Consider the following 14536-nt stretch of genomic DNA (forward strand, 5'->3'; position numbering starts at 1 on the left):
TCATGATAGCCGATATTCTGACCGCCCTGGAGGTCGGCGGGCTAAGAGCGCCTCACACACCTCCCGGTCACGGTCGGTTCTCGCCTCGGCGATCCGTGCACCGCAGCGCCATCATCGTCTGCCAACCAGGGACAGTCTCGTGAAGCCGCAGATCACCGGTGGCGGCACGTCCGCCGGAACCGCCCTCGCCTTCGTCGCCGGCTTCGTCGATGCTGCGGCCTTCATCGCATTGACCGGCCTGTTCACGGCTCACGTCACCGGAAACTTCGTCCTGATCGGCGCTGAACTGGTCGCAAGCTCGACCGGCGTCCTGGCGAAACTGCTGGCGCTGCCCGTCTTCATGGGGGCGGTGGCGGGGGCCCGCATCCTCGGGCTGCTTCTGGAGCGACGGGCGACCGATCCGCTGCCCTGGCTGCTTGCCGTCGAGGCGGCCCTCCTCGCGGGCTTCGGCCTGTACGGGACCGTGGTGTCGCCCCTCGATGCGCCGGACGGCGCCCCGGCTCTGGCCGTCGGCATGCTCGCCGTCGCGGCCATGGGCGTGCAGAACGCCATCGGCCGTCTCTCGCTGGGTCATCTCGCCCCGACCACGGTGATGACCGTGAGCGTGAGCCAGGCCGTCATCGACGCGACGGATCTCGCTCTCGGAACGGCGGGGAACCCCGCGCAGACGCGCGCGCGGTTTCTGCGCGTGCTGCCGGCCATCGTGGCCTTCGCCGCGGGCGCGTTGTGCGGAGCCTTCGGGATCGCCCATCTCGCGTTCGGCTGCATCGCGCTGCCGTTCATCGTGCTCGTCGTCCTGACTGTCTTGGCGATAGCGCCCGCCGACGCCAACACCGCGCCGTGAGACGGTTGGGCTGGTCCAAACGTTCCCACTCCGCCCGTACGCTCGCGCTGTCCCAAATCGATGGACGGTCCGGATACGTGCAAAAGCGAATGTCGGCCTCCGGGCGATGAAACGACCTCCGCCGCCGACCCTCGAAAGGTCCGCTTTCCGGCCGCTGAGGGGAGGATGATCGTGGCCGGTGCGTAACTGTCTCTCATAAAGCTCCCGCTGCGCTGTCGTGCTTGGAGCGAGAACCGACCGTGATCGGGAGTTTTGTGAGGAACTCTGAGCCCGACATTGCATGGCCGTGAGGAATAGTCGGTACGGTGATCGAGGATCGGCTGACCGGCAGACAGTGGGGTGGAACAAAATGAAAAATTGAATCGACATCGGCCGGTCCATGCGTCGACTCAATCAAACCGATATGCCCCTGCGACGGCTGGAGAAAATGCACTTAAACACATGCCGGGGTCTCGATGAAATATATTTGGTGTAATCTCACGAAGTCATCACAAATAAAAATGCAATTTAATACAGATCGCTTCCTCTTCGATATGCCAAGGCAAGCATCAGCGATGCTCAATGTCGGAAGTCGCAGTCGTTCGCTTCACTGTTTGTATTTTAGTGTTATTGCTTGACTGGTATTTGTTGCTGATATTAAAAAATTCGTAGCGCGCATAAAAGTTGTTTCAGTTTTGTTTAACGAAAGGCTGCCAACTAGAAGGGAATGCGAACGAGGCATCGTGGGGACAGCGACGTGCCGTTTTTTGATACTGATCTGCGTGCGCTCATGGCCGCGGTCGACACGTCAACAGCTCGGATCGAGTTTGCTCCTGACGGCACCGTGCTCACTGCCAACACTCTCTTTCTCGAGCTGATGGGCTATACCCTTTCCGACCTGAAGGGGCAGAACCACGCTCGATTCGTCTCTGCCGCGGAGCAAGGCAGTGAGGCTTATCGAGCGTTCTGGGAAGCGCTGCGTCATGGCGAGCCGCAGACGCGCGAGTTCAAGCGTTTCGCGAGGGATGGTCGCGAGGTCTGGATCCAGGCCACATACAATCCCGTCCTCGACCGTGCCGGACGGGTGATTCGAGTGGTCAAGTTCGCGACAGATGTGACGAAGCAGGTCTTGCGCAACATCGACAATGACGGACAGCTCGGAGCTCTGCAGCGCTCACAAGCCGTCATCGCCTTCGCACTCGATGGCACGATCCTGGATGCCAACGCCAACTTCCTTTCAGCCGTGGGCTACGCGCTCGACGAGGTCCAAGGTCGTCATCACAGCATGTTCGTGGAACCGGCCGAGCGCGAGGGTGAGGCCTATCGTAAGTTCTGGTCCGCTCTGGGCAAAGGCGAGTTCAGCTCAGGGGAGTTCAAGCGGATTGCCAAGGGCGGTCGCGAAGTCTGGATTCAGGCAACCTACAATCCGATCCGTGATCGGGATGGTGTTCCGATCAAGGTCGTGAAGTTCGCCACCGACATTACCGGGCAGAAACTGCAGGTCGCGGATGCCATGGCTCAGTTGGCGGCGGTCAATCGCTCACAGGCCGTCATCGAGTTCGCTCCCGACACGACGGTCCTCGATGCCAATGCGAATTTCCTGAAGTCGCTCGGCTACGGGATCGAGGAGATCAGGGGGCGACCGCACGCCATCTTCGTGGAGCCAGGCTACGCACAGACGGCGGACTACGCCGCGTTCTGGGACCGCCTGAGAGGCGGCAGTTTCTCATCGGGCATGTTCCAGCGCTTCGGCAAGGGCGGCCGTGCCGTCTGGATCCAGGCCAGCTACAACCCGATCTTCGACCCGAGTGGCCGATTGATGAAGATCGTCAAGTACGCTTCCGACGTCACCGCCAACATGGAGGCGCGGTCGGTCGCGGTGGAGGCCGCCGAGCGCACTCTCGATAACGTTCAGGCGGTCACGGATGCGGCGGACGCCATGAATGCGTCGGCGCTCTCGATCTCTCGCAGCATGATTCAGTCCAAGACCGTCGTGGACGACATCCATGGTCGAGCCGGCGAGGCGGATGCCGCAACCGAGCGGCTGCGTTCGGCCGCGCATTCGATGAGCGGCGTTGCCACCCTGATCACGGACATTGCGCAACAGATCAATCTGCTGGCGTTGAACGCGACGATCGAGGCGGCACGGGCCGGCGAGGCAGGGCGCGGCTTTGCTGTGGTCGCGACCGAAGTGAAGAACCTGGCTGGTCAGGCCGCAGCGGCCACGAACCGGATCAGCAGCGAAATCACGGGCATGCAGGCTGTCTCGAGCGAGGTCGCGGCCACCCTGGCCTCGATCACTGCGGCGATCGGTACGATCAGCCAGCATGTCGATGGCGTTGCTGCTTCGATGGATCAGCAGGCGCACGCCACGGGTGAGATCCTGGCCAGCATGCAGCAGGCTGCCGACGGTGTGTCGAGCATCAGCACGGGCTTGGACAATTGGACCGTTGGGATGGAGGAACGGCGCGCCGATCGCCGAACGCGTATCCTGCTGCCTGCTCACATTCATGTCTCGGACGGCGGCCGCATCGCCTGCTCGATCCGCGACCTGTCGGACGGCGGCGCACGGTTGCATGTGCGCCTGCATACCACGGTGCCGGAACGGTTCGTCCTCATCGTCGATGCGGACGGACGCCGGTTCGACTGCCTCGTACGGCATCGCTCCGGCGCGAGCATGAACGTGCAGTTCCTTCAATCTTCAGATGCGAAGCCAATGCGTTCCGTCGCCGTTTAGAGCTTGCGTCCCTGGCGACCGAAAGTGCCTCACGAAACTCCCGCTGCGCCGTCATGCTCGGAGCGGGAACCGACCGTGATCGGAAGGTCGTGAGGCACTCCTACGGCAACGCGTGCTGCACCCATTCACCCGGTGTCGCGTCCCGGCCGCGCGTTCGGGAAGGCAGTTCGGCGCGATCGCCGATCCCTCCCGCCCGGTGGAGCCGCGGGCTCGCACCGGGCGGAGAGGCCGACGGGCCCGTGGCCAAGGCCCGCTTTGGGGAAGATTCCTCGAACCCCGCGCCCGCTGCCCGTGTCAGACCACCAGCACGTCCGAGGCGGTGAGCGCCGGCTTGTCGAGGAGGGTCGCCAGCAGGATGGCATCGTGGGCGCCGCCGGAGCCGTCCGCGTCGTAGTAGAGATGGCCCTTGGCCGCGTCGTAGACGATGCGGTGGTCTTCCGTGGTCGCGGCGCCGAGGGCGAAGGCCTCGTCCGTCAACTGGCCGGCGGTCAGGGCCGTGAAGACGCCCGCATTGAGGACGAGCCTGTCCTCGCCGTGGCTGAAATCGACGATCCGGTCCTTTTCGCCGGCCGGCGGCACGACATCGAACACGAAGGCGTCGGCCCCGGCATCGCCGCGCAAAACATCCGTCCCCGCGCCGCCGGTCAGGATGTCGTCACCGTCGCCGCCGAACAGGCGGTCGTCGCCCGCGCCGCCGAGGAACTGGTTGGCCCCGGCATCGCCCCTCATGGAATCGGCGAAGGCCGAGCCTTTCACGATCTCGAAGCCGGAGACGCCGCCGGTGCCCGTGGCCCGGCCGCTCTCGAACAGCGCGCGCGCCGACGCGCCGAACTCCGAATAGTCGAGGGTGTCGGTGCCGTCGCCGCCCAGGCTCAGGCCGCGGATGGCCGAGCCCGTCTCGATGGCCAGGGTGTTGTCGCCGGAGCCGAACTGGATCGCGGTGCCGCCCCCGCTGAGGATGCGGCCCGCATTGACGACCACGTCGTCGAGCGCGCTGACGATTCTGATCGCGATGCCCGAGCCGCCCTGGATGAGCCCCGCATTGTCGATGCTCGTCACGAAGGGCGCGTCCCCCTGCGACGAGTCGTCGATCAGGATGCCGAGGCCGGCGCCGTAGATCCGCGCGCCGGCGAGGTTGACGATGTCGCCGCCGCCCGCCGCGATGCCCTCCGCCGTGTTGGGCAGGCCGTCGGAGCCCGTGCCGCCGGCGCCGAGGCCGCGGATGGTGCCGTGGTTCTCGATCGTCGCACGGAAATCGATGTCGATCCCGTCGCCGTCGCCATCGTTGATGCCGTCCGGGCCGCCGCCGTCCTCGGCACCGGGCGTCGCGCCGTTGACGTCGGAGCCGGTCGCATCGGCGAAGGAACCCGTGATGATCCCGTGATTGATCACGGTCGCCGTGCCGTCGGAGCCGATCCCGGAGCCGTTGCCGCCGAGGATGCGGGCTCCGGCCTCGTTCGTCACCGTGACGAGGCTGTCCTCGCCCATATTGATGCCGTGGCGGTCGCCGAGGATGGCGCCGCCGGCCGCGTTGCGGATCGTCCCGCTCGCCCCGTCCTCGAACTGGATGCCGTCGGCGCCCTGAACGTAGCCGTCGGCCGAGCCGCCCAGGATGGTGCCGCTGTTGACGAGATCGAGGGTCGCGCCGATCTTCACGCCGTCGGCTGTCAGCGCCAGCAGCGATCCCGCATTGTCGATCTCGGCGAGGAATTCGCCCGTGGTCGCGGCGAGGTCGAGGGCCTGGCCCGTGCTGGAGACGATGATGGAGTCGGCTTCCGTGACGATCGTGAGCGTGCCGGCGGCGACGGTGCCGGACTGGATCTGCACGGCGTCGTCGTCGGAGCGGATGGTGCCGCCATTGTCGATCGTCGCGGTCAGGGTCGCGCCGATTCCGCTCTCGAAGCGGATCGCCCGGCCGCCGTCGGTGGTGTTCTCGATCAGGCCGTCATTGTGGATCTCGGCGCCGTCGGGGGCGGAGGTGAAGCGCACGGACTGAGCGTTTGCGGAGACAGAAAGGGTTCCGTCCACCTGCAGGGTGTCCGCGCCGGCCAGGGTGATACGGCCCGTCTGCGTGGTGCCGTTCGCGACGGAATGGGCGGTCATGCGGTCTCATCCTCGGCCGGACGCGTCCGCGGACGGGCGGACGTCAAATCACCGGGCGTGGCGGACATTAGGGGGGTCGGATGACGCTCGAACGACGGTGCGCGTGGCGGTGGATTCCTGCCGGATTCCGGGGGGCTCGCCCCCTACACCACCGGCACGCCGCGTCCCTTGGCATGCTCGGCCGGCTCCACGTGGATGACCACGACGGCCCCCTCGATGGCGCTCTCGATGGCACTTTCCAGGCGGTCGCAGATGTCGTGCGAGTCCTTCACGGTCATCTCGCCGGGCACCACGAGGTGGAAGTCGATGAAGGTCGCCTGGCCTGCATGGCGCGTGCGCACGTCGTGCGCCTCCAGGGCGCCCTCCCCATGATCCGAGATCAACGTGCGGATCTGGGTCACCATCTCGGCGGGCGCCGCCTTGTCGAGGAGGCCGCTCACGGAATCGCGCACCATGGTCCAGCCCGACCACAGGATGTTCAAGGCGACGAGGCCGGCGATGAGCGGGTCGAGGATCAGGGTTCCGGTGACGGCCACCAGGGCGACGCCGATAAGGACCCCGCCCGAAGTGACCACGTCCGACATCACATGACGCGCATCGGCGACCAGGGCCGGCGACCGCCACGCCCTGCCGCGACTCAGAAGCGCGACGGCCCAGGCGGCGTTGATGGCCGTCCCCACCGCGCTGACGGCAAGGCCCAGCATCGGCGCATCGAGGGGCTTCGGGTTGAGAAGGCCGTAATAGGATTCACGTAGGATGAGGATAGCAGCTACGATGATGAGAGCCCCCTCGATCACCGCCGAGAAATACTCGGCCTTGTGATGCCCGAACTGGTGGTCCTCATCGGCGGGCGCAGCGGCCACACGCAAGGCAATGAAGGCGAAGGCCGCCGCCGCCACGTTGATGATGCTCTCCAGCGCGTCGGAATACAGCGCGAGACTGCCGGTGAGCCAGTAGGCGGTGAATTTGATCGCCATCACGAGAAGGCCGATTCCGGCGCTCGCGAGGGCGGCTTTTTGGGTGCGGTCCATTTCCGGTGCCGATCCGTGACGGGCCCGCCGGATAAAGGAGCGGGGCGTGGCGCTAGGCGGCCCCGCCCATACGATCATCCCCGCCGGGAAGGCCACGGCAAAGGTTGAACCCACCGGTGAAGGGTTTAGTCGCGGCTATGTCTGGGGCTCACCCTCCTGCGGACCGGGCGCCGCACCCGCCCGACGCTCCGCTTCGCGCGCGGCGCTGCGTGCGCCCTGGGCTCGTGCCCGCTCGGCCTTGCGCGCATAAGTCCGGGCCATCCACCCCCAGCGGGCATTGGCCGCCATCACGTCGAGACGCCGGGCTTCGCGCTCCCAATAGGACATCAACTGCGAGTCCAGCGTGACCCGACGGCGCGGAACCTTGATGTTGGTCGCGCCATTCTTGAGGTTTTCAATCATCAAACGAACCGCATTGGAGCAAGATTGCTTGGAGACCACGCCGATTTGCTTCCGGGCGGTCAAGGTTGTTTTCAACGTAGATCTGTAACAATGCGGCGCGTGTGAAGGTTGTTGGCACGCAAAGAAGCACGAGCCATGCAGGCCACGCATTGTTGGCCCCTCTCCGTCGTGCGGCTTCCGCCTGGGCCACAACATTCCTTCGCACCGTCATCGGGCTGGAAGGCTGTCATCGGCCATTGATCCCGGGCCAGGAACCGTGCTGTTGGCGCGCGATGCGCGTCGACCTCTTCGATTTCGATCTGCCCGAAGCGAGCATCGCCCTCAGGCCGCCGCAGCCTCGCGATGCCGGGCGACTGCTCGTGGTCCGTCCCGGCGAGGCGCTGGAGGACCGCGCCGTGCGCGACCTCGCCGATCTGCTGAGACCGGGCGATGCCCTCGTCTTCAACGACACCCGCGTGATCCCGGCCCGGCTTCGCGGCATCCGCCATCGCCCCGGTTCGCCGGGCCTGCGCATGGAGGCGATGCTCCACCTGCGCGAAGCACCCGAACGCTGGCGCGCCTTCGCCCGGCCGGGCAAGCGCCTCGCCGTCGGCGACAGGGTCCGCTTCGGACGGGATGGCGAAGGCGACGCCTGCGCCCTCGGGCTTCTCGACGCCACCATCGTGGAGAAGGGGGCGGGGGGCGAGATCGTGCTGCGCTTCGACCTCTCCGGTCCCGCCCTCGACGAGGCGATCGCGCTCGCCGGCGAGCTGCCGCTGCCACCATACATCGCGGGCAAGCGTAGCACCGACGCGCGGGACACGGTGGATTACCAGACGGTGTACGCCCGCGAGGCCGGAGCCGTGGCCGCCCCCACCGCGGGCCTGCACTTTACCGACGACCTCCTCGCCCGCATCGACGCCGCCGGGATCGCGCGTCACAGCGTGACCCTGCATGTGGGCGCGGGCACCTTCCTCCCCGTCAAGGCCGATGACACCGACGACCACCGCATGCATGCCGAGATCGGCCTCCTCGATCAGGCGACGGCCGAGGCGCTCAATGCCATGCGCGCCGCGGGCGGTCGCATCGTCGCGGTCGGGACCACGGCCCTGCGCCTTCTCGAAAGCGCGGCGGACGGAGACGGCCGGCTTCGCGCCTTTGCCGGCCCCACCGACATCTTCATCACGCCGGGCACCCGAATCCGTGCCGTGGACGCGCTGATGACCAACTTCCACCTGCCGCGCTCGACCCTGTTCATGCTGGTCTCTGCCTTCTCGGGCTTGGAGACGATGCGGGCGGCCTATGCGTATGCCGTCGAGGGCGGCTATCGGTTCTACTCGTATGGGGATTCGAGCCTGCTGTTTCCCGCACCATCCAAGTGAACGTCCCTGGCGGCGCCCCGCCTCCCCCATCGATCGGAGAATCATTCCATATGGGTCGTCATCATGCTCTTGGCGCGCTCGAAGGCCGCGGGACCGAGGGCGAAAGGGCCGTCGAAGGGGCGCTCGTGGAGCGCGATGACCGACAGCGTCCCGACCATCGCCGTGGAGAAGATGACGAGCGTGATGACCTGAGCGCGCGGCTTGTCGACGTGGACGATGCCGATTGAGATCAGCGTCAGAGTGCAGAGAAACAGCAACGTCATCCACTTCGAATCGTCGCTCTCGCTCGCGCTCAGGGCCAGCCGCTCGCCGCGCGCCTCCCGCAGGTTCATGATCGTGGTCATCAGGGCGGTATGAGCGACGACACCGGATGCGCTGGTCTGAACCGGGTCGGCCACCATCTTCATGAGCCTGCTGAGCGCCGCTCCCGCCTCGCTGGAATAGGGCGTCTTCGTTCCCATCTTGGGGAACTCGTCGGCGATGACCGCATCCGCATAGGCGAGCAGCGCCTTCTGAATGTCGGACATGTCCGAGACCGTGGCCTCGCTGAGATCGTAGGCGGCGATCAGGTTGGCCCGCTCCGTCTGAACGATGCGCGACGCCTTGCCCTGCCGCTCCCAGGCATCGTTCGCCACGAAACCGGTCAGCAGGGCGAGGAGAATTCCGATCGAGCTGAAGAACGACGCGACGATCCCACCGACATTGTTGAGCAGATGGGTCCGGGTGTAGGGGACGTTCGTCAGGACGACCAGGACGATCGAGACTGTCGCAAACAGAGAGGCGAGAATGACGATCATCAGCCAGATCGGCTGATCGAGCCAGAGTCCTAGGAGCATCTATAGACCTCGCGATCATATGGTGAGCCGGCCGCGCGGAAGAGCCCTCGTCTGGAGGAGTCCTCGTTTTGGGGACTCCTAGTCTGAATGCCCGGGTGGTTGGCGGATCTCCGATACTCCTTGAATGCGCTGTGGACCAGTAGCCTGGATCGACGGCCACCGCCCCGGCACGGGCCGACTCGTCTGGCGCTGTCATTTCCGTTTACGGCGCACGTCCTCCCGCATCGGCTTTTGCCGAGAACCGGCATCCACTTTTCCGGCCGATGCTCTAAACACCATGCCCATGTCCGAGACTCCCTCCCTTCGCAGCAACGCTTCCGAGCATTTCACATTCCGCGTCGACGCCACCGACGGGCAGGCCCGCACCGGGGCGATCTCGATGCCGCGCGGCACGATCCGCACACCGGCCTTCATGCCGGTGGGGACGGCCGCCACCGTCAAGGCGATGTATCCGGGCCAGGTTCGCGACCTCGGCGCCGACGTGGTGCTCGGCAACACCTATCACCTGATGCTGCGTCCCGGCCCCGAGCGCATGGAGCGACTCGGCGGCCTCCACCATTTCATGAACTGGCCGCACCCGATCCTCACCGATTCCGGCGGTTTCCAGGTGATGTCTCTCTCCGCCTTGAGGAAACTCGACGAGCAGGGCGTCACTTTCCGCTCGCATGTGGACGGCTCGGCCCACCACATGAGCCCGGAGCGCAGCATCGAGATCCAGGGGCTCCTCGGCTCCGACATCCAGATGCAGCTCGATGAATGCGTGCGGCTCCCCGCCGAGCGGCCGGCCATCGAGAGCGCGATGCGGTTGTCCCTGCGCTGGGCCGAGCGCTGCCGGCTTCAGTTCGGCGAGCAGCCGGGCAAGGCGATGTTCGGCATCGTCCAGGGCGGCGACTTGGCGGACCTGCGCGTCGAGAGCGCCAGGGGCCTCGTCGATCTCGACCTCAAGGGCTACGCCATCGGTGGCCTCGCCGTGGGCGAGCCACAGGCGGTGATGCTGGCGATGATCGAGACGGTGGAGCCGCATCTGCCCAGGGACAAGCCGCGCTACCTCATGGGCGTCGGCACGCCCGACGATCTCATGCGATCGGTGGCACGCGGCATCGACATGTTCGACTGCGTGATGCCGACCCGCGCCGGCCGCCACGGCCTCGCCTATACCCGCTTTGGACGGATCAACCTGCGCAATGCCCGGTTCGCCGAGGATACCCGCCCCCTCGACGAGACCTCCGCCTGCCCGGCGGCGCGCGACTATTCCCGCGCCTACCTCCACCATCTCGTGCGCACCGACGAGATCCTGGGCATGATGCTGCTCACTTGGAACAATCTGTCCTATTACCAGGATCTGATGTCCGGAATGCGGGGGGCGATCGCGGCGGGCCGCCTTGCGGATTTCGCCGGCGAGACTCGCGAGGCCTGGGCTCGCGCAGAGGCCGAGCGCGCCAGCGCGAATCTGGCCGGTTGACCCCTTCGACCCAACCCCCTATTGCGAGCCACGCTTCTCACGACAGCCGGCCCGATCGTCATCGAGCCAGGCCCTTCTGAGCAAGCGAGCGCGTAGCTCAGCTGGTAGAGCAACGGACTTTTAATCTGTAGGTCCTGGGTTCGAGTCCCAGCGCGCTCACCAGTATTTTCAATGACTTAGCCTGTTGATATTTGTGGTTCTAGGATTTCTAGCGACCATATAGCTACCATCGCGTTGCACCCTCCCGCTCGAGCTGTTTGGGCCTGCTGCCTTCAAATCTCTTAATTGCCCAGAGACACTGTGCGGTCTCGCTTGACGACCATCTTTCTGTAATAATTATGCGACACTGCGGTGCTTTGGGGCGTGCGTCGGAACGGGGGGACAGCCGCGACGCGATCGGCTTCATGCAGCGGCTGCCGTTTCGCCTGATGCTCGGACGCGCCTACGACGACAAGGATGCCCAAGAAATGCGCAACGGCCGGATCGCAGAACCGTCCCACGCGGGCAAGGCCGTCGTCTTCGTCCAGTGACGGGGGACGCCCCGCGTCACGACGGCCTTCGCCCCCGCACCGCACCAAGATCGCCACAGATGCCGAACCTCGTCGAATCCAGCCTGCGTGTCGCCGCCGAGGGCCTCGTCGCGCTGGTGGCGGCCTGCAACCGGCTACGCCTGCCGCAGACGCCGCACCCGTTCGTGGTCGGCGTGCACGCGCCGATGCGTGAGGAACTGACGCTGTGGGACCTGCCCGTGACCGGGGCGATCCCGGCTGGGCTCGACGGACGCTACTTCAAGATGGGCGCCAACCCTGCCAGTCCGACGACGCGCGGCCACGACTGGTTTCTGGGCGACGGCATGGTGCACGGCTTGCGTATCGAGGGCAGCAAAGCCCTGTGGTACCGCAACCGCTGGATCGGCTCGCGGACGGCATCCGCGGCACTCCGCCGGCCCGCTGCGCCTGGACCACGCCGGGGCGATGATACCGTCAACACCAACGTCGTCGAGATCGGCGGCCGCGCCTTCGCCGTGGTCGAGGCCGGCAGCTTTCCCGTCGCTCTGTCCGACGATTTGGAAGTGCAACGCTACGATCGGTTCGACGGCACGCTCGCCGGCTCCTTCAGCGGCCACCCCCACCGCGACCCGGCGAGCGGCGAGACACATGCCATCGCCTATGACGGCCGCGTTTGGGACAGCGTGCGCCACGTCGTCCTCTCGGCCGCGGGCCTAGTGGTGCGCGACGTGTCGATCCCGGTCGAGCACGGCCCGTGCATCCACGATTGCGCGATCACGGCGCGTTTCGTCGTCGTGCTGGACCTGCCGGTCACCTTCTCGATGCGGGCGGTGCTGGCCGGCCACCGCTTCCCTTTCCGTTGGAACCCTGCCCACCGCGCCCGCGTCGGCCTGCTCCCCCGGCACGGCACGGCCGCCGACATCACGTGGTGCGCGGTCGAGCCGTGCTTCGTCTTCCACGTGGCCAATGCCTACGACGACGCGGACGGGCGGGTGGTCCTCGACGTCGTCGCTTACGATAGGGTGTTCGTCTCGGCCGGTGGCGGCCTCGACACGCCGGGCCGGCTGGAGCGCTGGACCGCCGACCCCGCAACGGGGCGGGTCGAGCGGCGGGTGATCGACCCCGCGGCACAGGAGTTTCCCCGGATCGACGAGCGCCGCTTCGGGCGGCCCCACCGCTACGTCTACACGGGCTCAGTCCCCGCTGACGGCAACACGCAGCTCGTCGGGGCGACACAGGTCTACAAGCACGACCTGGCGACGGGGGAGCGGCGCGTGCACGAGTTCGGTGCCGACCGTGTCCCGGGGGAATTCGTGTTCGTGCCGGCGGGGCCGGAGAGCGGCGAAGACGAGGGGTGGCTTGTCGGGCTCGTTATCGACACGGTGAGCGACACGACGGACTTCACCGTCCTCGACGCTCGCGCGTTCGAGGCGCCGCCCGTCGCCACGGTCCGTCTCGGGCACCGTATCCCGCCGGGATTCCACGGAAACTGGTTTCCGAATCATGGGGCCGAATGACGATCTCCAGTGACGCGGACGCCGACGCGCGCGTTCACGTGCCGCAGAACGTGCGGTAGTCCGCCCCGCCGCCCTCGGGCGCCTCGGCATAGCGGGCGTGGGCAGGCTGGTCGTCGTAGGGCTTCGACAGCACCGCCAACAGCTCTTCGAACGGGCCGAAGTCGCCTTGCTCGACCGCCGCTGCGATCATCGCCTCGACGTGGTGGTTGCGCGGGATGAAGGCCGGGTTGACGGCGCGCATCGCTGACGCCGTCGCGGCGGGATTCCGTCCCTCTTCTTCCAACAGCTTCCGCCAGCGTACGGCCCAGGCGTCGTACTCGGTCGGGTCGACGAACAGGTCGCGCGCCCCGACATCCGCCTCCGGCCGCTCGGCCGCGTCGCACAGGCGGCGGAAGGTCAGGGTGAAGTCCGCCCGGTTCTCCGCCATCCGCGCCAGCAAGTCGTCAGCGAGCGCGACGGCTCCGTCCCGGTTCGCGGACAGCCCGAGCTTGTGCGCAAGGCCATCGTGATACGCTTTCTCGAAGCGCGGGCCGAACCCGGCGAGCGCCGCCTCGGCCGCGGCGACCGCCGCCCCCTCGTCTTCGGCCAGAAGCGGCAGCAAGGTCTCGGCGAGACGGGTCAGGTTCCAAAGGGCGATCCCGGGCTGCTGGCCGTAGGCGTAGCGCCCGTGCGCATCGATCGAGCTGAAGCTTGTGCGCGGATCGTAGGCGTCGAGGAAGGCGCAGGGACCGTAGTCGATCGTCTCGCCGGCCACCGACATGTTGTCGGTGTTCATCACCCCGTGGACGAAGCCGACCAGCAGCCAGGCCGCCACGAGGTCGGCTTGGCGGGCCACGACGCCGTCGAGCAGCGCCCGGTAGGGATGCTGTGCAGACAATGCTTCTGGATAGTGCCGGGCGAGGGCGTGGTCGGCGAGCGCCCGCACCGCCTCTGCGTCGCCCCGGGCGGCGAAATATTGGAAGGTGCCGACCCGGATATGGCTGGCTGCCACGCGGGCGAGCACCGCGCCGGGCAGCCGGGTCTCACGCACGACGAACTCGCCGGTAGTGACCGCCGCCAGCGCCCGTGTGGTCGGGATGCCGAGCGCGGCCATGGCCTCGCTCACGAGGTACTCGCGCAGGACCGGCCCGAGCGCCGCCCGGCCGTCGCCACGGCGGGAGAATGGGGTCGGACCCGCGCCTTTTAGCTGGATGTCGCGGCGCTGCCCGTCACGGTCGACGACCTCGCCGAGCAGAACGGCGCGCCCGTCACCAAGCTGCGGCACGAAATTGCCGAACTGGTGCCCGGCGTAAGCCGTCGCGATCGGATCGGCACCTTCTGGGACGCTATTCCCCACGAGCATCCCCACCCCGTCGGGGACGGCGAGCCAATCCGGGCCTATGCCGAGGTTCGCCGCCAGCGCGTGGTTCAAACGGATCAGGCGCGGGGCTGCGACAGGTGTCGGGGCGCGGCGGACGAAGAAGCGGTCCGGCAAGCGGACGTAGCTGTTGTCGAACGGGATCGTAGTCATGGTCAGGAGTTAGGGGCGACCACGCCGGCGGACAAGCGCCTTCCCGGGACCGGTCGGCCATCCGGGTGATGTAGGTTGGTTGGGGCATATGGAGCCGCGTTACTCGGTTGCGCGCTACCCCGCCCGCCCTACCGGGCGCCCCCCTTTCCCTCGCCACCGGAGGCGGCTGCAGGCGTCGAGAGCCCCCCCCACAACGTATCGCCGTCGCCCGTGAGACCGACCAGCGGTGCGGGCTCTCGATGCCC

11 protein-coding genes and 1 tRNA gene are annotated in these 14536 nt (G+C 66.9%); 7 read left to right on the forward strand and 5 right to left on the reverse strand.

From position 1 onward, the window contains the following. Positions 1–139 precede the first annotated feature (139 nt). Both A3OM_RS0111885 and A3OM_RS0111890 read left to right on the forward strand, forming a co-directional pair. Positions 140–844 (forward strand): YoaK family protein, encoded by a 705-nt coding sequence (locus tag A3OM_RS0111885; protein ID WP_018043980.1) that lies wholly within the window; start codon positions 140–142, stop codon positions 842–844. Positions 845–1580: 736 nt separating this feature from the next. After that, positions 1581–3560, forward strand: coding sequence for a PAS domain-containing protein (locus A3OM_RS0111890; RefSeq protein WP_026175965.1), 1980 nt, complete (start codon positions 1581–1583; stop codon positions 3558–3560). Positions 3561–3854: 294 nt separating this feature from the next. Here the strand turns inward: A3OM_RS0111890 and A3OM_RS0111895 are convergent, their stop codons facing one another. The 3 genes from A3OM_RS0111895 to A3OM_RS23915 all read right to left on the reverse strand — a co-directional run bounded on the left by A3OM_RS0111895 (position 3855) and on the right by A3OM_RS23915 (position 7159). Then, positions 3855–5663, reverse strand: coding sequence for a hypothetical protein (locus A3OM_RS0111895; protein WP_018043982.1), 1809 nt, complete (start codon positions 5661–5663; stop codon positions 3855–3857). Between the two features lie 143 nt (positions 5664–5806). Continuing rightward, a complete protein-coding gene (locus A3OM_RS0111900; protein ID WP_018043983.1) occupies positions 5807–6694 on the reverse strand; it encodes a cation diffusion facilitator family transporter in 888 nt (295 codons plus the stop codon). A 135-nt stretch (positions 6695–6829) separates the two neighbouring features. Next, positions 6830–7159, reverse strand: a complete 330-nt coding sequence (locus A3OM_RS23915) for a hypothetical protein (RefSeq protein WP_018043984.1) — start codon at positions 7157–7159, stop codon at positions 6830–6832. Between the two features lie 209 nt (positions 7160–7368). Here A3OM_RS23915 and queA point away from each other — a divergent pair, with 209 nt between their 5' ends. Beyond that, complete coding sequence (gene queA / locus A3OM_RS0111910; RefSeq protein WP_018043985.1) at positions 7369–8457, forward strand: tRNA preQ1(34) S-adenosylmethionine ribosyltransferase-isomerase QueA; 1089 nt, start codon at positions 7369–7371, stop codon at positions 8455–8457. A gap of 41 nt (positions 8458–8498) precedes the next feature. On the opposite strand, the gene A3OM_RS0111915 is transcribed toward queA, so the two are convergent. Further along, a complete protein-coding gene (locus A3OM_RS0111915; protein ID WP_018043986.1) occupies positions 8499–9293 on the reverse strand; it encodes a DUF4239 domain-containing protein in 795 nt (264 codons plus the stop codon). Positions 9294–9576: 283 nt separating this feature from the next. Here A3OM_RS0111915 and tgt point away from each other — a divergent pair, with 283 nt between their 5' ends. The 4 genes from tgt (at position 9577) to A3OM_RS0111935 (ending at position 12781) form a co-directional block, all read left to right on the forward strand. Then, positions 9577–10755 (forward strand): tRNA guanosine(34) transglycosylase Tgt, encoded by a 1179-nt coding sequence (gene tgt, locus A3OM_RS0111920; RefSeq protein WP_018043987.1) that lies wholly within the window; start codon positions 9577–9579, stop codon positions 10753–10755. Between the two features lie 86 nt (positions 10756–10841). Then, positions 10842–10917, forward strand: a tRNA-Lys gene (locus A3OM_RS0111925). A gap of 242 nt (positions 10918–11159) precedes the next feature. Continuing rightward, the gene (locus A3OM_RS26585) at positions 11160–11285 is read left to right on the forward strand and encodes a hypothetical protein (protein WP_280790498.1); all 126 of its coding nucleotides are present in this window, start codon (positions 11160–11162) and stop codon (positions 11283–11285) included. Positions 11286–11344: 59 nt separating this feature from the next. Then, positions 11345–12781, forward strand: a complete 1437-nt coding sequence (locus A3OM_RS0111935) for a carotenoid oxygenase family protein (protein WP_018043989.1) — start codon at positions 11345–11347, stop codon at positions 12779–12781. A gap of 34 nt (positions 12782–12815) precedes the next feature. Here the strand turns inward: A3OM_RS0111935 and A3OM_RS0111940 are convergent, their stop codons facing one another. Then, complete coding sequence (locus A3OM_RS0111940) at positions 12816–14291, reverse strand: protein adenylyltransferase SelO (RefSeq protein ID WP_018043990.1); 1476 nt, start codon at positions 14289–14291, stop codon at positions 12816–12818. Positions 14292–14536 lie beyond the last annotated feature (245 nt).

This window comes from Methylobacterium sp. 88A (assembly GCF_000376345.1).
In the GTDB taxonomy this organism is placed as follows: domain Bacteria; phylum Pseudomonadota; class Alphaproteobacteria; order Rhizobiales; family Beijerinckiaceae; genus Methylobacterium; species Methylobacterium bullatum.